This is a genomic window from Burkholderia torrens (assembly GCF_984668525.1).
This window is the reverse complement of sequence record NZ_OZ480211.1, coordinates 836,095-857,652: the sequence shown is the minus strand read 5'-3', so window position 1 is coordinate 857,652 and position 21,558 is coordinate 836,095. Positions and strand designations below refer to the sequence as shown.

Sequence of the window (21,558 nt, the reverse complement as noted above, 5' to 3'; positions counted from 1 at the left end):
ACGGTAAGGCGCGGCCCGATGCCGCGCGTTGCCGTGCAGTGTATGCAAAAACGCGCGACCGTGCGCCGGCCGCGCGGCGTCACCGCGAGCAGGACACCTCGTCGCGTGCGCGCCCGGCCGCTGCCGCCTTCGCATCGGCCACCGGCATGCCCGAGCGCACCTGCAGCAATTCCGCGCACACGGCCACCGCGATCGCGCCCGGCGCCTTGTCGACGATGCCCGCGACACCGATCGGGCACACCATCTCCACGAGCCGCGCCGGATCGACGCCGCGCGCGGCAAGCCGGCGCTCGAACTTCACGCGCTTGGTGCGCGAGCCGATCATCCCGAAGTACGCGTAGTCGCGCCGCCGCATGATCTGCGCGGCGAGCGAGAAGTCGAGCGCGTGGTTGTGCGTCATCACGAGGAAATACGCACCAGGCGGCGCCGCGTCGACGACGGCCTCCGGCGTGTCGGTCGGCTCCGGCTGCACGTTCGGCGGACATTCGTCCGGGAACAGCTCGTCGCGCGTATCGACCCATTGCACGACGCACGGCAGCGCACCGAGCAGCGTGACGAGCGCGTGGCCGACGTGCCCCGCGCCGAACAGCACGATGTGCATCGGCGCCGGCGTGCCGGTCGCGCGATTGCGCTGGCCGGTGCCGGGTGCGAACGGCTGCATGGACGACGACGCGGTGCAGCACGCGCCTTCGCACCCCGCGACAGGCGCGCGGGACTCGGGACGCGGCGGACGAGCGGGCCCGTTCACGTCAGCCTGCCTGCGCGGCGCTGGCCGCCCGCACCGCCTGCACGGCGCGCAGGATCGACTCGCCGGTGGCCGGCGCGTCGAGCGGCGGGTTCACCCGGTAGTCGCCGACCGCGGCCACCGCGTCGCGCACCGCGAAGAACACCGAGAACGGCAACAGCAGCGGCGGCTCGCCGACGGCCTTCGAACGGTGGATGCTGTCCTCGACGTTGCGGTTCTGGAACAGCCGCACGTTGAACTCCGGCGGCGTGTCGTTCACCGTCGGGATCTTGTACGTCGACGGCGCGTGCGTCATCAGCTTGCCGCCCTTGTTCCACCACAGCTCCTCGGTCGTCAGCCAGCCCATCCCCTGGATGAACGCACCTTCGACCTGGCCGATGTCGAGCGCCGGGTTCAGCGATGCGCCCACGTCGTGCAGCGCATCGACGCGCAGCGTGCGCATCTCGCCCGTCAGCGTGTCGATCACGACTTCCGACACGGCCGCGCCGTACGAGTAGTAGTAGAACGGCCGGCCCTGCAGCTTCGACTGATCCCAGTACAGCTTCGGTGTCGCATAGAAACCATCGGACCACAGCTGCACGCGCGCGAGGTAGGCCTTCGCGATCACTTCGCCGAACGGCACGCTGTGGCCGCCGACCGACACGAAATCGTTGCCGAATTTCACGTCGGCCGCCTCGACCTTGCCGTCGCCGAACTGCTTCGCCGCGAACACCGCGAGCCGTTCGCGCAACTGGCGCGCCGCATCCTGCGCGGCCTTGCCGTTCAGGTCCGAGCCCGTCGACGCGGCCGTCGCGGACGTGTTCGCGACCTTGCTCGTGTCGGTCGCCGTCACGCGGATCCGGCCGAAGCGGATGCCGAGCTCGTGCGCGACGACCTGCGCGACCTTCGTGTTGAGCCCCTGCCCCATCTCCGTGCCGCCGTGGTTCACGAGCACCGAGCCGTCGGTGTAGATGTGCACCAGCGCGCCGGCCTGGTTGAAGTGCGTGACGTTGAACGCGATGCCGAACTTCACCGGCGTAATGGCGATGCCCTTCTTCAGCACCGTGTTGCGTGCGTTGAATGCGCGCACGCCCGCGCGCCGGGCGCGGTAGTCGCTCGTCGTCTCGAGTTCGCCGAGCAGTTCCTGCAGCACGTTGTCCTCGATCGTCTGCCCGTACGGCGTCACGTTGCGTTCGGTCTTGCCGTACAGGTTCGCGTAGCGGACGTCGAGCGGATCGCGGCCGAGCGAACGCGCGATGTCGTCGAGGATGTACTCGATCGCGAATGCGCCCTGCGGGCCGCCAAAGCCGCGGAACGCGGTGTTCGACTGCGTGTTGGTCTTGCCGCAGTAGCCGGCGATGTCGACGTCGCCGAGCCAGTACGCGTTGTCGAAGTGGCACACCGCGCGCGTCATCACCGGGCCCGACAGGTCGGCCGAGAAGCCGCAGCGCGACGTCATGTCGAGCGCCACGCCGTCGATGCGGCCGTCGTCGTCGTAGCCGACGTCGAAGCGGTAATGGAAGTCGTGCCGCTTGCCGGTGATCATCATGTCGTCGTCGCGGTCCGGACGCAGCTTCACCGGGCACAGCAGCTTCCATGCGGCGAGCGCCGCGCAGCACGCGAACAGGCCCGACTGCGATTCCTTGCCGCCGAAGCCGCCGCCCATCCGGCGGCATTCGACCAGCACGTTGTGCGACGCGACGCCGAGCACGTGCGCGACGAGGTGCTGCATCTCGCTTGGGTGCTGCGTCGAGCAGTACACGTGCATCCCGTCGTCGTCCTTCGGCACCGCATACGCGATCTGGCCTTCCAGGTAGAACTGCTCCTGGCCGCCGAGCAGCATCTCGCCCGACTCGCGATGCGGCGCGACGGCGAGCCGCGCGGCCGCGTCGCCGCGTGCGAGCTTCAGCGGCGGGATCACGTAGGTTTCGGCTGCACGCGCTTCCTGCGCGGTGAGGATCGCCGGCAGCTCTTCATAGTCGACTTGCGCGCGGCGCGCGGCGAGCCTCGCGGTTTCGTGCGACGTCGCGACGACGATGAACATCGGCTGGCCGACGAACTGCACGATGCCCTTCGCGAGCACCGGGTCGTCGTGGATGATCGGGCCGCAATCGTTGACGCCCGGGATGTCGTCGGCCGTGAACACGGCGACCACGCCCGGCGTCGCGCGCACCGCGTCGAAGTTCATCGACACGATCTTCGCGTGCGGCTTCGCCGACAGGCCGAGCGCCGCGTGCAGCGTACCCGCGACGACCGGAATGTCGTCGGTGTAGGTGGCACGCCCGCTGACGTGCAGGTGCGCGGATTCGTGCGCGCGCGACACGTGGACCTGCGCGGCGTCGGCTTGCGGGTCGAGGGTGCTCAGGAACGGTTCTGCTTGCTGGTTCATGTCCGGTGTTCTCCGTCTTCAGACGCGCGCCGAGACATCGGCAACTTCGGCGCCGGCTTCGGCGGCCACTTCACGCACATTCAGGGCTTGCGGCGGCAGCGGGTCGTGCGGACGCGTCTCCAGCCAGAATCGGTACATCAGGTTCTTCGCGGTATCGAGTCGATACGTGCTCGTCGCGCGCATGTCGGACAGCGGCTGGTAGTCGCGCTCGAGCGCCTGCATCGCAGCCTGCGCGGTGGCTTCGTGCCACTGCGCGCCGTCGAGCACGGCTTCCGTTTGGGTCGCTCGCTTCGGCGTCGCGGCCATCCCGCCGAACGCGATGCGCGGCTCGCGGATCGTGTCGCCGTCCGCGATGAACGCGAACGCCGCGCACACGGCCGAGATGTCGGAGTCGAACCGCTTCGACAGCTTGTACGTGCGGAACTGCAGCTTCGCGCGCGCGCCGGTGCGGGTCGGCACCTTCAGGCCGACGACGAATTCGTGCGGCGCCATGTCCTTCTGCTGGTAGCCCGTGTACAGCGCCTCGAGCGGCAGCTCGCGCACCGTGTCGCCGCCGCGCAGCACGACGCGCGCGCCGAGCGCGATCAGGCCCGGCATCGAATCGCCGATCGGCGAGCCGTTCGCGACGTTGCCGCCGATCGTGCCTGCGTTGCGAATCGGCAGCGACGCGAAGCGCTTCCACATCTCGGTCAGTTCCGGATACGTGCCGGCCAGTGCCGCATAGCCCTTCTCGACCGTCACGCCCGCGCCGATCTCGATCCAGTCGTCGCCGTGCACGACCCGCTGCAGTTCGGCGATCTGGCCGACGTAGATCAGGTCGTCGAGGCGGCGCATCTGTTTCGTGACCCACAGGCCGATGTCGGTGCTGCCCGCGAGAAGGCGCGCGTCGGGACGCTCGGCCTTCAGCGCGGCCAGCGCGTCGAGCGTGCGCGGCGCCGCGAAGCGCGCGCCGCCCGGCGTCGTGTAGTCAAACGTGTCGTCGCGCTTGAGCGACGCGAGCGTGCGGGCCAGCGCGGCCGTGTCGACCGGCGCCGACGCACCTTCGCCGGCCGCGTCAAACATCTGCACGGCCGCATCGACGATCGGCCGGTAGCCGGTGCAGCGGCACAGGTTGCCGGTCAGCGCGTCGGCGATCTCGGTGCGCGTCGGCACGTCCTTCGCCTTCGTGCACGCGGCGGCACAGCCTTCATGGCCGTGCTTCTCGTACAGCGCCCACATCGACATCACGAAGCCGGGCGTGCAGAACCCGCATTGCGAACCGTGGCAATCGACCATCGCCTGCTGCACCGGGTGCAGCGCACCGTCCGGCTGGCGCAGGTCCTCGACCGTCAGCAGCGCCTTGCCGTCGAGGGTCGGCAGGAACTGGATGCATGCGTTGACGGCCTTGAACTCGACCGTGCCGGCGTCGGTCAGCTCGCCGACGACGACCGTGCATGCGCCGCAGTCGCCTTCCGCGCAGCCTTCCTTGGTGCCGGTGCAATGCGCGTCCTCGCGCAGGTATTGCAGCACGGTGCGGGTGACGTCCGCGCCGCTGACTTCGCGGAGCGCGTGACGATGGTAGAAGCGAATCGGCTCACTCATGTCTCGATGTTTCTTCAATGGGGGCAAGGCGGCCTGCGCGGAGCGCCTGACCGACGTTTTTCTGACAGTTTGCACGCTATCACCGTCAAATTCCGCAACCCATAGCCCATCACGCATGGGGCCCATATAACTGCCGCGATATGGACGCCGGCGGTGGCCCGGCACCCTTTCCGCACGGGGCTCTGCGCCCGTTCCCGACGCCGCCGCCACCGTCCGCCATCGCCGAAATGAGGTCGCGATTAACTAAATGGTACCTGCGTGAAAACCGGTTCCATGGGAAAATCCCGATTCCCTTTTTCGCCGTCTTCCGTTTGCTTCGCTCATTCGTTCCGACCCCATGTCCACCGATTCCGCCACACCGCCGCGCAGCGGGTTCGCGGTCACGCTGCAAATCGTGTCCGTCGTCTGCTTCACGTTCATCTGCTACCTGACCATCGGCCTGCCGCTCGCGGTGCTGCCGGGCTTCGTCCACGACGACCTGGGCTTTTCCGCGATCGTCGCGGGCGGCGCAATCAGCGTCCAGTACTTCGCGACGCTCGCGTCGCGGCCGCTCGCCGGGCGCCTGGCCGACACGCTCGGCCCGAAGCAGACGGTGCTGCGCGGGCTGATCGGGTGCGGTGTGTCGGGCGTGCTGCTGCTCGTCGCGCTGCTGCTCGCGCACTGGCCGGTCGCGAGCCTCGTGCTGCTGGTCGCGAGCCGGCTCGTGCTCGGCGTCGGCGAAAGCCTGTGCGGCACCGGCGCCATCCTGTGGGGCATCGGCCGCGTCGGCGTCACGCACAACGCGAAGGTGATCTCGTGGAACGGCATCGCGACCTACGGCGCGCTCGCGCTCGGCGCGCCGGTCGGCGTCGCGATCGCGAATACGCTGAACCCGGCGTTGATCGGCGTGATCGTGATCGCGCTGGCCGCGGCCGGCTTCTACCTCGCGCGCCTGATCGCTTCGGTGCCGCTCGTGCACGGCGAACGGATGTCGTACGCGAGCGTGTTCACGCGCGTGCTGCCGCACGGCCTCGGCCTGGCGCTCGGCTCGGCCGGCTTCGGCTCGATCGCGACCTTCGTCACGCTGTACTACGCCGCGCGCCACTGGCCGAACGCCGCGCTGTCGCTGACCGTGTTCGGCACGCTGTTCATCGGCGCGCGCCTGCTGTTCGCGAACACGATCAAGACCTACGGCGGCTTCCGCGTCGCGATCGTGTCGTTCGCCTTCGAATGCTCGGGCCTGTTGCTGCTGTGGCTCGCGCCCGTGCCGCACATCGCGCTGGTCGGCGCCGCGCTGACCGGTTTCGGCTTCGCGCTGATCTTCCCGGCACTCGGCGTCGAGGCCGTCGCGCTCGTGCCGCCCGCGAGCCGTGGCGCGGCGCTGTCCGCGTACTCGGTGTTCCTCGACCTGTCGCTCGGCATCACGGGCCCGCTCGCCGGTTATGTCGCGGGCGCATTCGGCTATCCGCAGGTGTTCCTGTTCGCGGCGCTGGCGGCGGCTGTGGGCGTCGCGCTGTCGATGGTGCTGTACCAGCGGCAGGCGCGCGTGGCGGGGAGCGGCGCGGCAGCGTGAGAGAGGCGTGACGCGCGTTGGCGCACGCGCAACGCGCGTCAACGCAGCAGCACGTTGAAGTCCCGCAATACGCGGGCCGCATCGGGATGGCGCCTGAACGGAACGGCGCGCCCGAGCGAGAGCTTCGGTTCCGCACGATCGAACAGCACGAGCGCTTCCGACGTGTTGAGATGGCGCGACATGTACAAAAACCCGTCGACGCGACAGGGATGCCGGTGGACGGCAAGCGACCACTGTTGCGGAACGTCGTACGGTGCGATGGTCGACAACGCGCCGTCACCACCGAGATTTTTCAACGGCAAGCCGTGCAGGACGGCGACGGTCAGCGGCGCGCCGTCAAATGACAGGACGTAGCGATCGAGTTCGGTCGTCACGAGCGGAAAACCGCCCCGCACCAGATCGGCGACTTCGTCGTGCAGCACTGTCTCGGCGAATGCGCAATGCAGATCGAAGCCGAAATAGCTGGTGCCGTACCGCCGCCGCTTGCGCGGATCGTCGAAGCGATTGCCGCCCGATTTCCCGAAGTAAGGCTCGCCGGTCGCATATCGCGAGATACGCACCAGCGCCGTCGGCGCCACTTCGCGAGTCACCAGTGTCGCGCTCGCGAAATGTTCCCCCGGCGCCGTCAGCAAACGGGCCGCCTAGCGCTCGGCGAACGCCGTGGCGGCGCGCTCGACTTCATCCACTTTCCCGCGCGACAGCGCGACGAGCGGCGTAACGTTGCCCAAGGATGCCTTCGGCGATGTGAAAAACTGCCATTTGCTCCATCCCGGCAAGCCGCCCAGACATTGGGTCACCTTGCCCAGGGTCTTCCGATCGATATCTCCCGCCAGATAGAAGGCCGGATAGTACTGTGCGGCGCCGACATCGACCGTGAAGATCCGGCCGGACGCCACGGCCTTGCTGAGCGCCTGCCGCGTCATGCCGAGGCCGGCCCATGTCTGCGCGGCAGGCAGCAGCTTGCCGTCGGCGACCAGCATGCGCCGTTCCGCCTGCACCTGCCGCTCCGGATCGACGGCGACGCTCTCCGCCCGCTTCTTCCGGCCGGTCGGCTTCCTGTCGCGCGTCGCGGCAGCGGCGATGCCGAACGTGATCGTGCCGGCCAGATCGATGACCTGCGCGATGCCGACCTTGAACAGGTGCCCCAATTGCTCGTCAGGCAGGCTGAGCAGCGCCCGCGCGCGATCGGGACCGAGCATGGTCGCCGCGCCGACAGCGCTGCGCAGCGCCTCCTCCGTCTCGACATCAAGAATGACAGCCGTCCCTTCCAGCGTATGAGCCCGCGCGATCATCATCACCTCCCGTCACTACCGGAATGATCGAGCGTAGCCCCGAATCGAAACCAAGTCAACCGTGTCAACCAAACCGATCGTTCGCCGGTTTCCTCGATCGAGGGCTCGCGCAGCCACGAACTTCATCAAGCCGTCCGCAGAAACAGCCGGCGCGTCAGGTCGAACGCGACGAGGTTGCCGGCCACCACCAGCAGCAGCCCGACCACCGCGAGCGGCGACCACTGGTAGCCCTCGAACACCGTCGACACGGCCAGCGCGACGATCGGGAACAGCACCGTGCAGTAGGCGGCGCGCTCCGGCCCGATCCGGCCGACGAGCGTCAGGTACGCGGTGAAGCCGATCACCGAACCCGGCACCGCGAGGTAGACGAGCGCACCGAGATAGCGCGGGCTCGTGTCGAGCGTGAACGGCATCCCGGCCGCCACGCTGCCGACGGTCAGGATCGCCGCGCCGATCAGCATCGCCCAGCCGTTGGTCACGAGCGGGTGCAGCCCCATCGACTGCATCCGGCTCGACAACAGGTTGCCGATCGAAAAGCACATCGTGCCCGCGAACGCGATCGCAAGCCCCGTCCAGGTCGCGTGATCGTCGAGATGGCCGGCCATCTGCTGCCAGAACAGGCACGCGATGCCGGTCAGCCCGAGCAATGCGCCGGCGATCGCCGACGGCCGCAGCGGGCGGCCCATGAACAGCCGGCCGTTGATCGAGTTCAGGAGCGGCGCGGTCGAGAAGATCACCGCGACGAGGCCGCTCGGCACGACCTGCTCCGCGTAGTAAAAGCACAGGAAGTTCACGCAGAACAGCGCGAAGCCCTGCGCGACGAGAAAGCGCCACGCGTCGCGCGGCGGGCGCACCGGCCGGCGCATCACGCGCAGCAGCGCGAACAGCACGACGGCCGCGAGCCAGAAGCGCCATGCGATCGATACGGGCGGCGGCACCGAGCCGAGCTGCCACTTGATCGCGATCCAGGTGGTGCCCCAGATCAGCACGGTGACGAAATAAAGCGACAGGTTCATGGCGGCAATCCGGAAAATCGGGTGAATCGGGATTCCGACTATGCCGCCGCGCGGCGCGGGCCGATTGTCCGGAATTGCGGTCTTTTTCGGGGCGCCGCACGCGCTGCCGTGCGCCCGCTTATACTCGGCGCATCATGAGCCTCTCCCTCTCCGCCCCGCCCGTCGACCACGCCGCCGCCCTGGCCGGCGGCGATCTACCGTTCGGCCTGCAGTCGGTCTGCCGCACGCTCGCCGATGCGAACGCGACGCTCGAGCGCTTCGCGTGGCTCGGCGACCACCTGGCGATCGCCGAATGGACGCGGATCACCGATGAAAGCGAAACGGTCTACGAGCAGCCCGGCCACCACACGCTGTCGTGCTACCTCGACGGCGGCTACCGGACCGAGCGCCAGCGCGTGCCGCGCTACGGCGCGCCGAGCCTGCTGTGCGCGCTGCCGGGCGACCATGAATCGCGCTGGTGGGTACGCGGCGAGATGCACTTCATCCACCTGTATTTCCTGCCCGAGCACTTCACGCAGCGCGCGATCCGCGAGCTCGACCGCGAGCCGCGCGAGCTGAAGCTCGCCGATCGCACCTATTTCGAGGATGCGCGCGTCGCCGCGCTGCTGCGCTCGCTCGCGCTGGACGGCTGGGACGATGCCGACGAGCGACTGCGCGTGAACGAAACCGCGCACGAGGTGCTGAGCCTGCTGCTGCGCGGGCAAAGCACGACACGCACCGACACGACGTTCCGCGGCGGGCTCGCGCCGGCCGTGCGCCGCCGCGTGCGCGACTACATCGACACGTATCTCACGCAGCCGCTGACGCTCGGCGAGCTGGCCGAGGTCGCCGCGCTGTCCGAATACCACTTCTCGCGGATGTTCCGGCTGTCGTTCGGACGCGCGCCGCACGCGTGGGTGGCCGAGCAACGCCTGGCTCGGGCGCGCGAACTGCTGCGCACGACGGCGCTGCCGCTCGCGCAAGTTGCAGCCGACTGCGGCTACGCGAACGCCGGCCACTTCAGCCACCGCTTTCGCGACGCGCACGGCACGACGCCGAATACGTACCGGCGCGCGATGCAGGGCCGCTGAGCGCGGCCCCTTCCCTCGCTTCCCTGCTTACGCGCCGCGCCGGGACAATTCCTGTTCGAGCGCCGCGACGCCGGCCGGCAGGTCGACCGGTACCTTCAGGTCGACCATCGTGCGGCCGAACGCATGCAGCGTGCGGAACAGGTTGTGTTCGCGGCACTGCTCGCCCATCTGCCCGATCCGGACGATCGGCAAGCCGAACGAGCCCGAGATCTCGACCTGGTATTGCTTCGAGATGTGGCCGCAGACCATCCCGGGCGTCAGCCCTTCCGGCGTCTCGATCCCGACCACCGAATTGAGCCGGCAGTCCTTCGGCGCATAGAGCTTGAGCCCCATCGACTCGACGCCCGCCTGCAGCGCGAGCGAGCAGCGCAGATGGCGTGCGAAGCGGCTTTCGAGCGTCTCCGCGCAGACGAGCCGCAGCGCCTCGTGCAGCGCGAGCACGCCGGACACGGGCGCCGTGTAGTGATAGCCGGCGTTGTGCCAGAAGTTTTCCGCGAGCGCCATGTCGAGGCACCAGTGCGCGTTCGGCTCGGTGCGATGCTTCATGCGCTCCCACGCGGCATCGGAGAAGGCGATCAGCGATACGCCCGGGATCGACGACAGCCCCTTCTGGCCGCCGGTGATCACCGCATCGATGCCCCACGCGTCCATCTCGAGCGGCATCGTCGACAGTGTGCACACCGCATCGACGACGACCAGCGCGCCGGCCGCCTTCGCGAGCGCCGCGATGTCGCGCAGGTCGCGGTTCCACACGGTGTTCGACGTCTCGCCCTGCACGATCGTGACGATCTCGGGCCGCTCGCGGGCGATCGCATCCGCGATCTCGTCGAGGCTCGCCACCGCGCGGTCGGCCACTTCGAGCGTCGCGACGTCGGCGCCGACGCGCGTGGCCATCTCGGCCATCCGTGCGCTGAAGAAGCCGTTGCGGATCGACAGCACGCGCGTGCCGCGCCAGGCGAGGTTCGAGATCGCCATCTCCATCGCGGCCGAGCCGGGGCCCGCGACGCCGAGCACCCACTTCGTGCGGGTCTGGAACACGTAGCGCGCCATCTCCTTCACCTGCTCGATGATCTTCGCCATCGTCGCGCCGAGGTGGTTGATCACGATCGTGTTCGCCTTCGCGACGGCGGCCGGGATCGGAACCGGGCCGGCCCCCATCATCAGCAGCGGTTCTTCGGGCAGGATCGCGTCGAGCGGCACGACGACGGGACAGGGAATCGGCGAGTAATCGATGGACATGGGGCTGGCAAGAGGTGAGGAAAGAAAATGCACGGACGCTCGCCGCACGGCATGGCGAACTGATCGATGATTCCGCGTTCCGCGGCCTCGCGCAAGAGGCACACGCGGCCGGACAGCGCGACGGTGGCCCGGTCGCCTGACCGGGCCAGCCGGCCGCGTGCCTATTGCACGATGGCCATCCCGATTGAAAAAGGGATTGCCGGCCGGTTGCGAAACGGTTCCATTCGGCTTCCGTGCACGCGATTTTCTCCGCCAATAACACCGCAATTCTGAGACGCCGACGGCTTACGACAACTTTCGCATCGAACGGAATAGGCCAGCTGCCCGATAAAAACCGCCGCGCGGAATGCGATACACAATACCGGCGCATGTCCGAAAACATCCATTATCGCGGCACGCATTGGGGAACGACTCCGCAAATTAACGAAGCCACGCCACCCGAATCATCCGCAAATCATTGATTAACATAAATAATATTCGAAGAATCAGCGCATATTCCAATACCGCGTCAGTTTTGCGCGGCGCGCATGTGCTGCACTGCAGCGTTTAACCGTTACCCGTGATTTCGATTTTCCGCAAGCCGCCCATTTTCTCAGGTTGACGGATATCGGTCCGGTATTTAACAATCGTCTGCGGAATCGAAAAAAGCGATTTTTTCGATACGAGGGAGAACTGGGTGCCGCGCGATGCGCTTTCTGGGTTGCGCGGCGAAAAATCACAACATAATCAATCAACCGGGCCAGAAATACGCAAGCCATGAACCAGATTCAGACCATGCGTGTATTCGTCTGCGTCGCCGAGCAGCAGAGCTTCCGGCGCGCGGCGCACCATCTCGGCGTGTCCAATGCACTCGTCACGCGTTCGATCGCGATGCTCGAGGGCCACCTGAACACACGGCTGATCCACCGCACCACGCGCAACCTGTCGCTCACCGAGGCCGGCGTGCGCTACCTCGACGGCTGCCGTGCGCTGCTCGAGGAATTCGATCACCTCGAGTCGTCCGTCGCGCATGCCGTGCGCGAGCCGGCCGGCACGCTGCGCGTCGTCGCATCGGGGCTGCTGTCGCCGCTGGCGCTGACGCCGCTCGTCAGCAGCTTCCGGCACCGCTACCCCGAGCTGCGCGTACAGCTGACCGTCTCGGAAGGGCCGCTCGACGTGCTCGATTCGGGCTACGACGTCGGCATCGTCACGGGCAACCGGCTCGACGGCAACCCGACGCTGATCGGCCACGCGCTCGCGCCGAATCCGTTCGTCGCCTGCGCGGCGCCGGCCTATCTCGACCGGCGCGGCGAGCCGCGCGCACCCGACGACCTGCCCGGCCACGACTGGGTCACGCTCGCGCCGCACCAGCATGCGCCGACGTGGCAGCTCGTCGGCCACGACGGCGTCGCGCATTCGGTCACGGTGCGCCCGGCGTGCACGGTCAACCAGCTCGCGCTGGTCCACGCCGCTGCCGTGGCCGGGGCTGGCATCGCCGTGCTGCCCGAGCCATGCGTCGCCGACGCGCTCAACAGCGGCACGCTCGTGCGGCTGCTGGCCAGCTACCGGATCGACGATCCCGACGCGCAGTTGTCCCTCGTCTACCCGAACCGCCAGTACGTGCCGGCCCGCACGCGCAGCTTCGTCGAGCACGCGCTCGACCACTTCAGCGCACCGACGGCTCGCGACCGGACGGACTACGGCTTCCTGCGGCCGTCGCGCGGGCCCGAACGGTCCGACATCGTCACGGGGCTGCAGTAAACTGCGCGCGTCAGCCATCGGAGGTGCAGCGTGCGCGTGATCCTGTTCAGCAGCCGGCAGTACGACGACGATTCGTTTACCGCCGCCAACCGGCAGTTCGGCTATCGGCTGCACTTCCAGCCGTCGCACCTCGACGCGGAAACCGCGATTCTCGCGCACGGCTATGAAGTCGTGTGCCCGTTCGTCAACGACACCATCGACGCGACCGTGCTCGAACGGCTCGCCGACGGCGGCACGCGGCTGATCGCGCTGCGCTCGGCCGGCTTCAACCATGTCGACCTCGCGGCCGCCGAGCGGCTCGGCATCACGGTCGTGCGCGTGCCCGCGTATTCGCCGCATGCGGTCGCCGAGCACGCGGTCGCGCTGATTCTCGCACTCAACCGCCGGCTGCCGCGCGCGGTCGCCCGCACCCGCGAAGGCGATTTCTCGCTGAACGGCCTGCTCGGTTTCGACCTGCACGGCAAGACCGTCGGCGTGATCGGCACCGGCATCATCGGCAGCGTATTCGCGAAGATCATGATGGGCTTCGGGATGCACGTGCTCGCGCACTCCGTGCCGCCGTACAACGACGAGCTGATCGCGTTCGGCGCGCGCTACGTCGAGCTCGACGAACTGCTGCACCACGCCGACATCGTCAGCCTGCACTGCCCGCTGCTGCCGTCGACGCACCATCTGATCAACGAACGGACGCTCGCACGGATGAAGCACGGCGCGATGCTGATCAACACCGGCCGCGGCGGCCTCGTCGATGCGCAGGCGCTGGTCGACGCGCTCAAGAGCGGCCAGCTCGGCCACCTCGGGCTCGACGTGTACGAAGAGGAAAGCGGGCTGTTCTTCGAGGATCACTCCGACCTGCCGCTGCAGGACGACGTGCTCGCGCGCCTGCTGACGTTCCCGAACGTGATCGTCACGTCGCATCAGGCGTTCTTCACGCGCGAGGCGCTGGCCGAGATCGCGCATACGACGCTGCTGAACGTCGAAGCGTGGCACGCCGGCACGCCGCAGAACGTCGTGGCGGCAAATCGCTGAGAAAAGGCCCATTTGACGGCCGGCAGCGCACTCGCAATCGTTTGCTTGTGCACGGTGCCGCGCACTGCGCTCGTCTTCGTCAACAATTCCGCGCTTTGTTTCGGATGAAGTAACGTTTCGGGCGCGCCGTCTGCTATCGTTGCGCCGACGTCCTCCCCTGCTTTTGCCGCTCATGCGTTTCGACGACTCCGACATCGCCGCGGTCTACCGCGCCATTTTCGAACGGCGCGACATGCGCCACTTCACGCCGGCGCCCGTCGACCCGGCCGTGCTCGCGCGCTTGCTGCGCGCGGCGCACCATGCGCCGAGCGTCGGCTTCATGCAGCCGTGGCGCTTCATCCGCATCACCGATCCCGCGCTGCGCACCGCGATCCACGCGCTGGTCGAAGCCGAGCGCCGCGCGACCGCCGATGCGCTCGGCGAGCGGCAGGACGAATTCATGCGGCTGAAGGTCGAAGGCGTGCGCGAATGCGGCGAACTGCTGGTCGTCGCGCTCGCCGACGGCCGCGAGCGCCACGTGTTCGGCCGCCGCACGCTGCCGGAGATGGATCTGGCATCCGCCGCGTGCGCGATCCAGAACATGTGGCTCGCGGCGCGCGCGGAAGGGCTCGGGATGGGCTGGGTGTCGCTGTTCGACGTCGACGCGCTGCGCACGCTGCTGCGGATGCCCGACGGTGCGAAGCCGATCGCCGTGCTGTGCGTCGGGCACGTCGACGCGTTCTATGCGAAGCCGATGCTCGAACAGGAGCGCTGGGCCGCGCGGATGCCGATCGAGGCTTGCCTGTTCGAGAACGGCTGGGACGACCCGGCGGCGATCGACGGCGTCGGCACGGCCGCTTCGCCTGCAGACACGAAGCCGGAAGCCGACGTGACGAACGTGCCGCATGCCGTCCCCGCCGGATCGCCCGAACGCATCGTGTGACGGCCGAACCAGCCACGCCCGTCGTCCGGCCCCGATACGGTCCGACGCGGGAAATCGCCGCAAAATCCCACACTGTGAGCTTCCCGCCTGCCGGCGCGTCGCACGCCGGCAACAGCCGTTTTGGCCCCAAGCATAAGGGTTTTCACTGAAGTAGAATCGCGGCTGTCATTCGACTGACCCACCGCCCGTCCCGCGCCTCCCGCGCCTGGCTCGTGCGGCATTTTTCCCGAGCCTCCGCGATGCCCCTGCCTCTTTTCGCCCTTGCCGTCGCCGCATTTGGAATCGGTACCACCGAATTCGTGATCATGGGGCTGCTGCCCAATGTCGCGCGCGATCTCGGCGTGTCGATTCCGGCCGCCGGCATGCTCGTGTCGGGCTACGCGCTCGGCGTGACGATCGGCGCGCCGATCCTCGCGATCGTCACCGCGAAGATGCCGCGCAAGCGCGCGCTGATGGGCCTGATCGGACTGTTCATCGCCGGCAACCTGTTCTGCGCGATCGCACCGGGCTATGCGGTGCTGATGGCCGCGCGTGTCGTCACCGCGTTCTGTCATGGCGCGTTCTTCGGGATCGGCTCGGTCGTCGCCAGCAACCTCGTCGCGCCGAACCGCCGCGCGCAGGCGATCGCGCTGATGTTCACCGGCCTCACGCTCGCGAACGTGCTCGGCGTGCCGCTCGGCACCGCGCTCGGCCAGGCATTCGGCTGGCGCGCGACGTTCTGGGCCGTCACCGGCATCGGCATCGCCGCGGCCGCCGCGCTCGCGGTGTGCCTGCCGAAGAACCTCGCGATGCCCGACACCAGCATCACGCGCGAATTCAGCGTGCTGAAGCACCCGCAGGTGCTGATGGTGCTCGGCATCAGCGTGCTCGCGTCCGCGAGCCTGTTCAGCGTGTTCACGTACATCACGCCGATCCTCGAGGACGTGACGGGCTTCTCGCCGCGCCAGGTCACCTACGTGCTGCTGCTGTTCGGCCTCGGGCTGACGGTCGGCGGCACGCTCGGCGGCAAGCTCGCCGACTGGCGCCGGATGCCGTCGCTGATCGCGACGCTCGCGCTGATCGGTATCGTCCTCGCGCTGTTCGCGGGCACGATGCACGTGCCGTTCGCCGCGCTCGCGACGATCTTCGTGTGGGGCATCCTCGCGTTCGCGATCGTGCCGCCGCTGCAGATCATGATCGTCGATCGCGCCAGCGATGCGCCGAACCTCGCGTCGACGCTGAACCAGGGTGCGTTCAACCTCGGCAACGCGACCGGCGCATGGCTCGGCGGGATGGCGATCGGCTCCGGTGTATCGCTCGTGAGCCTGCCGTGGGTCGGCGTCGCGATGGCCGTCGCGGCACTCGCGCTCACGCTGTGGTCGGCGTCGCTCGAACGCCGCCCGGTCGGCGTGCCGACCGAATACGTGTGACGCAACCCTGCTGCAATCGTTGCGGACACAACCCCACTCGATCCTGATGGCCTTCATGGACCTTTCAAGGGTCGCGGTGTAGCATCCCGCCCGATGAAAGCCATTCTCAATCGCGATTTCCTCGCGCTGATCCTGAGCGTCGCGGTCGTCGGCCTCGGGACCGGCGCCACGTTGCCGCTCACCGCACTCGCACTGACCGAAGCCGGACACGGCACCAACGTGGTCGGCATGCTGACGGCCGCGCAGGCGCTCGGCGGCCTCGCGATCGTCCCGTTCGTCACCGCGCTCGCGCGGCATATCGGCTCGCGCCGCGCGATCGTCGTGTCGGTCGTGCTGCTCGCGGCCGCCACCGCGCTGATGCAGTTCACGTCGAACCTGATCCTGTGGGGCGCGCTGCGCGTGCTGTGCGGCGCCGCGCTGATGCTGCTGTTCACGATCGGCGAAGCGTGGGTCAACCAGCTCGCCGACGATTCGACGCGCGGCCGCGTCGTCGCGATCTACGCGACCAATTTCACGCTGTTCCAGATGGCCGGCCCCGTGCTCGTCAGCCAGATCGCGGGCGCGACGCACATCCGCTTCGCGCTGTGCGGCGCGCTGTTCCTGCTCGCGCTGCCGACGCTCGCGACGATCCGGCGCGCGCCGCTCGCCGGCGACGACGCGCATCACGAAGCACACGACAGCTGGTTCGCGGTGCTGCCCCGCATGCCCGCGCTGATCATCGGCACCGGCTTCTTCGCGCTGTTCGATACGCTCGCGCTGTCGCTGCTGCCGCTCTATGCAATGGATCACGGCGTCGCGAGCGCGACCGCCGTGCTGCTCGCGTCGATCATGCTGTTCGGCGATACCGCGATGCAGTTCCCGATCGGCTGGCTCGCGGACAAGCTCGGCCGCGAACGCGTGCACCTCGGCGCCGGCTGGATCGTGCTGGCCGGCCTGCCGCTGCTGCCGTTCGTCATCGCGAATCCGTGGCTGTGCTGGCCGCTGCTGTTCGTGCTCGGCGCGGCGGCCGGCAGCATCTATACGCTGTCGCTGGTCGCGTGCGGCGAACGCTTCCGCGGCGCGGCGCTCGTCACCGCGAGCTCGCTCGTATCGGCATCGTGGAGCGCCGCGAGCTTCGGCGGCCCGCTGGTGGCCGGCGCATTGATGGAGCAGCTGGGCAGCAACGCGCTGGTCGGCGTGCTGGTCGCCTGCGTCGCGGCGTTCGTCGCGGCCGCGCTGTGGGAGCGCCGCGCCACGTTGCAACGCGCGGTCTGATTCGTATCGACGAAACCACCTCGACGAATCGGCAACGGCCCGCATGACGCGGGCCGTTCGGTCCTGCCGTACTACGCGTTACACCTTCCGCGCCGGCAGGATCTTCCCCGCACACGTGCCGAAGCCGACGCGATAGCCGTCGCCCTGGCACCACCCGGCGAGCGTAAGCTCGTCGCCGTCCTCGATAAACGCACGGCTGCCGCCGCCGTTCAGCGCGACCGGCTCCTTGCCGTTCCACGTCAGTTCGAGCAGGCTGCCGGACGAATCCTTCGTCGGCCCGCTAATCGTGCCTGAACCCATCAGGTCGCCCACGCGCGTGTTGCAGCCCGCGACGGTGTGATGCGCGAGCTGCTGCGCCATCGTCCAGTACATGTGCCTGAAGTTCGTGCGGCAGATCGACGTCGCTTCGGCCGCGCCTTCGGCACGCAGCGTCACTTCGAGCGCGATGTCGAACGCATGCTTGCCGGCGTGCCGCAGATACGCGAGCGGCTGCGGCGACTGCTCGGGCTGCGCGACGCGGAACGGTTCGAGCGCATCGAGCGTGACGATCCACGGCGAGATCGTCGTCGCGAAGCCCTTCGAATTGAACGGCCCGAGCGGCACATATTCCCACTGCTGGATGTCGCGCGCGCTCCAGTCGTTCAGCAGCACCATCCCGAAGATATGCGCTTCCGCATCCTCGCACGCGATCGGCTCGCCGAGCGTGTTGCCCTTCCCGACGATGAAGCCCGTCTCCAGTTCGATGTCGAGCTTGCGGCACGCGCCGAACACCGGACGCTCCTGGTCGGGCAGCTTCAGTTGCCCGTTCGGCCGCCGCACCGGCGTGCCGCTCACGACCACCGACGACGCACGGCCGTTGTAGCCGATCGGCATCTCCGACCAGTTCGGCAACAGCGCATTCTTCGGATCGCGGAACATCGAGCCGACGTTGGTCGCGTGCTCCTTCGACGAATAGAAATCCGTATAGCCGGGAATCTCGACCGGCAGATGCAGCGTCGCGTCACGTTGCGCGACGAGCACCTGCGCGCGCAGCGCCGCATCGTCACGCAGCGTCGCGTTGTCGCGCGAGAACAGGTCGGACAGCTGCACGCGCACGCTGCGCCATGCGTCGCGGCCGAGCGCGATGAACGCATTGAGCGTCGGCGCGGCGAACGCATCGGCGCCAGCCGGCAGCGTCACGAGGCCCGCGCGCGCGAGCGCCGCGAGATCGACGATCTGGTCGCCCAGCGCCACGCCCGCACGCTGCGCCGCCTGCTTCGCATCGCTGAAGATCCCGAACGGCAGGTTCTGGATCGGGAAATCGCAGGTGGGCTCGTTCGCGGTGTCGATCCAGCTCTTGCGAGCCGGGTCGAGCGTCGCGCGCCAGTCTTGGGTATCGCTCATCGTTGCTCCGGATTGAAGTGTTTCCTGATGCCTTGCCAGCATTCGAAGTAGTCGGCCTGCAGCTGCGCGGTGTCGAGCGCATAGCGCGTCGGCCGGATCAGCGTGCGGGTTTCGAACATGAACGCCATCGTCGCGTCGACCTTGTGCGGCTTCGTCGTGTCGCTCGCGGACGCCTTCTCGAACGTATCCGCATCGGGCCCGTGGCCCGACATGCAGTTGTGCAGGCTCGCGCCGCCCGGCACGAAGCCTTCGGCCTTCGCGTCGTACGCGCCGTGCACGAGCCCCATGAATTCGCTCGCGACGTTGCGGTGGAACCACGGCGGGCGGAACGTGTCCTCGGCCGCGAGCCAGCGCGGCGGGAAGATCACGAAGTCGATCGTGTCGACGCCCGGCGTGTCGCTCTGCGCCTGCAGCACGAGGAAGATCGACGGATCGGGATGGTCGAAGCTGATCGAGCCGATCGTGTTGAACAGGCGCAGGTCGTATTTGTACGGCGCGTAGTTGCCGTGCCACGCGACGACGTCGAGCGGCGAATGGCCGATGTCCGCGCGCCACAGGCGGCCGTTCAGCTTCGCGATCAGTTCGAACGCGCCTTCGCGGTCTTCGTACGCGGCTTGCGGCGTCAGGAAGTCGCGCGGGTTCGCGAGCCCGTTCGAGCCGATCGGGCCGAGATCAGGCAGGCGCAGTTGCGCGCCGAAGTTTTCGCAGAGGTAGCCGCGCGCGTCGCCGTCCGGCAGCGTGACGGAAAAGCGCACGCCGCGCGGGATCACCGCGATCTCGAACGGCTCGACGTCGACGCGACCGAATTCGGTCGCGATGAACAGGCGCCCCTGTTGCGGCACGATCAGCAGTTCGCCGTCCGCGCTGTAGAAGAAGCGGTCCTGCATCGAGCGGTTCGCCGCGTACAGGTGAATCGCGCAGCCGTTCATCGCGGCGGCCGAGCCGTTGCCGGCCATCGTCACGAGCCCGTCGACGAAATCGGTCGGCTCGACCGGCATCGGCAGCGGATCCCAGCGCAGCTGGTTCGGCGGCGTCGGCGGCACGTCGGCCGAATCGCCGAATTCCGACACGAGCCGCTGCGGGCCCGCGTACGGCTCGAATGGCCGGTGCACGGCGGCGGGGCGAATGCGGTACAGCCACGAGCGGCGATTGTGGCCGCGCGGCGCGGTGAACGCGGTGCCCGACAACTGCTCCGCATACAGCCCGTACGGCGCACGCTGCGGCGAGTTGCGGCCGTGCGGCAGCGCGCCGGGCAGTGCCTCGGTCGCGAATTCGTTCGCGAAACCGCTCAGGTAGCCGGCGTTCGCCGGTTTCGACAGGTCAAGCGTCATCGTTTCCTTTCTCCCTCAATTCATGGCGGCGTTCGGCGCCTGCACGCCGTTGCGCCGCGTCACGCCCGCCAGGCCGAGAACGAACAGCGCCGAGCACAGCACGGGCACCGCGGCCGCGTGGAACAGCGCGCCGTTCGACCAGTTGAGCGCAATCAGTTGTCCGCCGACGAGCGGTCCGAGCACCGAGCCGATCCGGCCGATGCCGAGGCTCCACCCGATGCCCGTCGAGCGCAGCGACGTCGGGTAATACTGGCCCGCGAGTGCATTCACGGCCGGCTGCCCGCCGACCACGCAGAACCCGCCCGCGAACACGACGACCAGCAGCCACGGCAGCGCATGCGCGACCGAGCCGATCAGCCCCACCGACACGGCCGCGCACGCGAAGCACACGAACAGCACGCGCACGAAGCCGTAACGTTCGATGAACCAGCCGAGCGACAGCGTGCCGATCACGCCGCCCGTCTGCAGCACCGTGCCGACGATCACCGCGGTGCCCGGCGAATAGCCGGCATCGCGCATCACGGTCGGCAGCCAGTTCGACAGGAAATACAGATCGATCAGGTTCATGAAGCTGATCGCCCACAGCAGCAGCGTGACCGGCAGGCGGCCATGGCTGAACAGTTCGGCGACCGGCGCACCGCTCGCGGCACGCTCGCGCACGACGATGCGCGTGTTCGCATCGATACCGGCCTGCGGCGCGAAGCGCGCGAGCCAGTCGCGCGCCTGCGCGACGCGCCCTTTCAGCACCAGGAACTGCAGCGACTCCGGCAGCCGCGCGACCATCGCGATCGTCAGCACGAGCGGCACCGCACCGCCGACGAAGAACACCGAGCGCCAGCCGAATGCGGGAATCAGCGCGGCGCTGATGAAGCCGCCGAGCGCCGCGCCGAGCGTGAAGCCGCACGACACGATCATCATCCGCTTCACGCGATGCGCGGCCGGGCTGAACTCGCCGACCAGCGCCATCGCGTTCGGCATGATGCAGCCGAGGCCGAGGCCCGTGACGAAGCGCAGCGCCATCAGCACGGGAATCGAACCGGCGAACGGCGTCGCGAGCATCGTCACCGCGAAGAACAGCGTCGAGCCGATCAGCACCGGGCGCCGCCCGATCCGGTCGGCCAGCACCGACAGCCCGAGCGCGCCGAGCAGCATCCCGAACAGGCTCGCGCTGAACACGGGCCCAAGCGCCTGCTTCGGCACGCCCCATTCGGCGATCACGCTCGGCGCGACGTAGCCCATCGCCTGCGCGTCGAACCCGTCGATCACGAGGCACAGCCCGCACAGCATCAGCAGCATCCAGTGAAAGCCCGGGCGATGGGTCTCGTCGATCACGCGCTCGACCTCGAGCACGCGTGCGTCGGCCGGCGCCGCGCTCATTGCGCCACCTCGGCGGCCGGATGCACGGGCGGCGTCACGCCCTGGCGCGCGAGCGCCATCGCTTCGCGCAGCACGTCGGCGTCGCCGACCTGGTTCGCGAGCAGCAGGATCAGCTTCGCGTTGACGAGCTGGCTGTCGCTGTCGGACAGGTCGCGATGCATGTCGATCAGCGCTTCGTAGAATGCGTCGGGGTCGGCCAGGCGCGGGCGGGTATCGAGTGCGGGCATGACGGTGTCTCCGGTGTCTTTAT

At 68.4% G+C, this 21,558-nt stretch carries 18 protein-coding genes; 7 read left to right on the top strand and 11 right to left on the bottom strand.

The features are described 5' to 3' along the window. Positions 1 to 79: 79 nt before the first annotated feature. The 3 genes from xdhC to xdhA are packed head-to-tail and all read right to left on the bottom strand — an operon-like array spanning position 80 to position 4,694. On the bottom strand, positions 80 to 748 hold the full coding sequence (gene xdhC, locus AC5LXX_RS03895; protein ID WP_493410538.1) for a xanthine dehydrogenase accessory protein XdhC: 669 nt from the start codon (positions 746 to 748) through the stop codon (positions 80 to 82). Position 749: 1 nt separating this feature from the next. Beyond that, positions 750 to 3,113, bottom strand: coding sequence for a xanthine dehydrogenase molybdopterin binding subunit (xdhB, locus tag AC5LXX_RS03890; RefSeq protein ID WP_493410537.1), 2,364 nt, complete (start codon positions 3,111 to 3,113; stop codon positions 750 to 752). An 18-nt stretch (positions 3,114 to 3,131) separates the two neighbouring features. Further along, positions 3,132 to 4,694, bottom strand: a complete 1,563-nt coding sequence (xdhA, locus tag AC5LXX_RS03885) for a xanthine dehydrogenase small subunit (protein WP_493410536.1) — start codon at positions 4,692 to 4,694, stop codon at positions 3,132 to 3,134. A 337-nt stretch (positions 4,695 to 5,031) separates the two neighbouring features. Here xdhA and AC5LXX_RS03880 point away from each other — a divergent pair, with 337 nt between their 5' ends. After that, positions 5,032 to 6,246 (top strand): MFS transporter, encoded by a 1,215-nt coding sequence (locus AC5LXX_RS03880; RefSeq protein ID WP_493410535.1) that lies wholly within the window; start codon positions 5,032 to 5,034, stop codon positions 6,244 to 6,246. Positions 6,247 to 6,284: 38 nt separating this feature from the next. Here AC5LXX_RS03880 and AC5LXX_RS03875 read toward each other — a convergent pair whose 3' ends face one another. From AC5LXX_RS03875 to AC5LXX_RS03865, 3 genes are all read right to left on the bottom strand, one after another. After that, positions 6,285 to 6,878 carry an RES family NAD+ phosphorylase gene (locus tag AC5LXX_RS03875; RefSeq protein ID WP_493410534.1) on the bottom strand — a complete coding sequence of 198 codons (594 nt, stop codon included), beginning with the start codon at positions 6,876 to 6,878 and terminating at the stop codon, positions 6,285 to 6,287. 9 nt (positions 6,879 to 6,887) lie between these two features. Beyond that, the gene (locus AC5LXX_RS03870; protein WP_493410533.1) at positions 6,888 to 7,541 is read right to left on the bottom strand and encodes a hypothetical protein; all 654 of its coding nucleotides are present in this window, start codon (positions 7,539 to 7,541) and stop codon (positions 6,888 to 6,890) included. A 122-nt stretch (positions 7,542 to 7,663) separates the two neighbouring features. After that, positions 7,664 to 8,554: a DMT family transporter gene (locus AC5LXX_RS03865; RefSeq protein WP_322081978.1), complete on the bottom strand. Its 891-nt coding sequence runs from the start codon at positions 8,552 to 8,554 to the stop codon at positions 7,664 to 7,666. 134 nt (positions 8,555 to 8,688) lie between these two features. Between AC5LXX_RS03865 and AC5LXX_RS03860 the strand changes: the two genes are divergently transcribed. Next, complete coding sequence (locus AC5LXX_RS03860; protein WP_322081977.1) at positions 8,689 to 9,624, top strand: AraC family transcriptional regulator; 936 nt, start codon at positions 8,689 to 8,691, stop codon at positions 9,622 to 9,624. A gap of 27 nt (positions 9,625 to 9,651) precedes the next feature. On the opposite strand, the gene AC5LXX_RS03855 is transcribed toward AC5LXX_RS03860, so the two are convergent. Next, entirely contained in the window at positions 9,652 to 10,863 is a 1,212-nt protein-coding gene (locus tag AC5LXX_RS03855) for a pyridoxal-phosphate-dependent aminotransferase family protein (protein ID WP_059235871.1), read from the bottom strand. A gap of 756 nt (positions 10,864 to 11,619) precedes the next feature. Here AC5LXX_RS03855 and AC5LXX_RS03850 point away from each other — a divergent pair. The 5 genes from AC5LXX_RS03850 (at position 11,620) to AC5LXX_RS03830 (ending at position 17,217) form a co-directional block, all read left to right on the top strand. Next, positions 11,620 to 12,603 carry a LysR family transcriptional regulator gene (locus AC5LXX_RS03850; protein WP_493410532.1) on the top strand — a complete coding sequence of 328 codons (984 nt, stop codon included), beginning with the start codon at positions 11,620 to 11,622 and terminating at the stop codon, positions 12,601 to 12,603. A 30-nt stretch (positions 12,604 to 12,633) separates the two neighbouring features. Then, positions 12,634 to 13,632, top strand: a complete 999-nt coding sequence (locus tag AC5LXX_RS03845) for a 2-hydroxyacid dehydrogenase (protein WP_493410531.1) — start codon at positions 12,634 to 12,636, stop codon at positions 13,630 to 13,632. Positions 13,633 to 13,804: 172 nt separating this feature from the next. Next, the gene (gene bluB / locus AC5LXX_RS03840; protein ID WP_493410530.1) at positions 13,805 to 14,554 is read left to right on the top strand and encodes a 5,6-dimethylbenzimidazole synthase; all 750 of its coding nucleotides are present in this window, start codon (positions 13,805 to 13,807) and stop codon (positions 14,552 to 14,554) included. A gap of 239 nt (positions 14,555 to 14,793) precedes the next feature. After that, complete coding sequence (locus AC5LXX_RS03835; protein WP_493402434.1) at positions 14,794 to 15,963, top strand: MFS transporter; 1,170 nt, start codon at positions 14,794 to 14,796, stop codon at positions 15,961 to 15,963. A 93-nt stretch (positions 15,964 to 16,056) separates the two neighbouring features. Then, positions 16,057 to 17,217, top strand: coding sequence for an MFS transporter (locus tag AC5LXX_RS03830; RefSeq protein ID WP_493410529.1), 1,161 nt, complete (start codon positions 16,057 to 16,059; stop codon positions 17,215 to 17,217). 78 nt (positions 17,218 to 17,295) lie between these two features. On the opposite strand, the gene fahA is transcribed toward AC5LXX_RS03830, so the two are convergent. The 4 genes from fahA to AC5LXX_RS03810 are packed head-to-tail and all read right to left on the bottom strand — an operon-like array spanning position 17,296 to position 21,535. Next, positions 17,296 to 18,600 carry a fumarylacetoacetase gene (fahA, locus tag AC5LXX_RS03825; RefSeq protein WP_493410528.1) on the bottom strand — a complete coding sequence of 435 codons (1,305 nt, stop codon included), beginning with the start codon at positions 18,598 to 18,600 and terminating at the stop codon, positions 17,296 to 17,298. Next, on the bottom strand, positions 18,597 to 19,931 hold the full coding sequence (gene hmgA / locus AC5LXX_RS03820) for a homogentisate 1,2-dioxygenase (RefSeq protein WP_493410527.1): 1,335 nt from the start codon (positions 19,929 to 19,931) through the stop codon (positions 18,597 to 18,599). Before hmgA ends, fahA begins: the two co-directional genes overlap by 4 nt. Positions 19,932 to 19,946: 15 nt before the next feature. After that, the gene (locus AC5LXX_RS03815; RefSeq protein ID WP_493410526.1) at positions 19,947 to 21,308 is read right to left on the bottom strand and encodes an MFS transporter; all 1,362 of its coding nucleotides are present in this window, start codon (positions 21,306 to 21,308) and stop codon (positions 19,947 to 19,949) included. Continuing rightward, the gene (locus AC5LXX_RS03810) at positions 21,305 to 21,535 is read right to left on the bottom strand and encodes a DUF2783 domain-containing protein (RefSeq protein ID WP_124449265.1); all 231 of its coding nucleotides are present in this window, start codon (positions 21,533 to 21,535) and stop codon (positions 21,305 to 21,307) included. The genes AC5LXX_RS03815 and AC5LXX_RS03810 overlap by 4 nt, the downstream gene beginning before the upstream one ends. Positions 21,536 to 21,558 lie beyond the last annotated feature (23 nt).

Coding starts and splice junctions, on each gene's coding strand:
- xdhB (WP_493410537.1), bottom strand. CDS start 3,113: ATGAACCAGCAAGCAGAACCGTTCCTGAGCACCCTCGACCCGCAAGCC.
- xdhA (WP_493410536.1), bottom strand. CDS start 4,694: ATGAGTGAGCCGATTCGCTTCTACCATCGTCACGCGCTCCGCGAAGTC.
- AC5LXX_RS03880 (WP_493410535.1), top strand. CDS start 5,032: ATGTCCACCGATTCCGCCACACCGCCGCGCAGCGGGTTCGCGGTCACG.
- AC5LXX_RS03870 (WP_493410533.1), bottom strand. CDS start 7,541: ATGATGATCGCGCGGGCTCATACGCTGGAAGGGACGGCTGTCATTCTT.
- AC5LXX_RS03865 (WP_322081978.1), bottom strand. CDS start 8,554: ATGAACCTGTCGCTTTATTTCGTCACCGTGCTGATCTGGGGCACCACC.
- AC5LXX_RS03860 (WP_322081977.1), top strand. CDS start 8,689: ATGAGCCTCTCCCTCTCCGCCCCGCCCGTCGACCACGCCGCCGCCCTG.
- AC5LXX_RS03855 (WP_059235871.1), bottom strand. CDS start 10,863: ATGTCCATCGATTACTCGCCGATTCCCTGTCCCGTCGTCGTGCCGCTC.
- AC5LXX_RS03850 (WP_493410532.1), top strand. CDS start 11,620: ATGAACCAGATTCAGACCATGCGTGTATTCGTCTGCGTCGCCGAGCAG.
- bluB (WP_493410530.1), top strand. CDS start 13,805: ATGCGTTTCGACGACTCCGACATCGCCGCGGTCTACCGCGCCATTTTC.
- AC5LXX_RS03835 (WP_493402434.1), top strand. CDS start 14,794: ATGCCCCTGCCTCTTTTCGCCCTTGCCGTCGCCGCATTTGGAATCGGT.
- AC5LXX_RS03830 (WP_493410529.1), top strand. CDS start 16,057: ATGAAAGCCATTCTCAATCGCGATTTCCTCGCGCTGATCCTGAGCGTC.
- fahA (WP_493410528.1), bottom strand. CDS start 18,600: ATGAGCGATACCCAAGACTGGCGCGCGACGCTCGACCCGGCTCGCAAG.
- hmgA (WP_493410527.1), bottom strand. CDS start 19,931: ATGACGCTTGACCTGTCGAAACCGGCGAACGCCGGCTACCTGAGCGGT.
- AC5LXX_RS03815 (WP_493410526.1), bottom strand. CDS start 21,308: ATGAGCGCGGCGCCGGCCGACGCACGCGTGCTCGAGGTCGAGCGCGTG.
- AC5LXX_RS03810 (WP_124449265.1), bottom strand. CDS start 21,535: ATGCCCGCACTCGATACCCGCCCGCGCCTGGCCGACCCCGACGCATTC.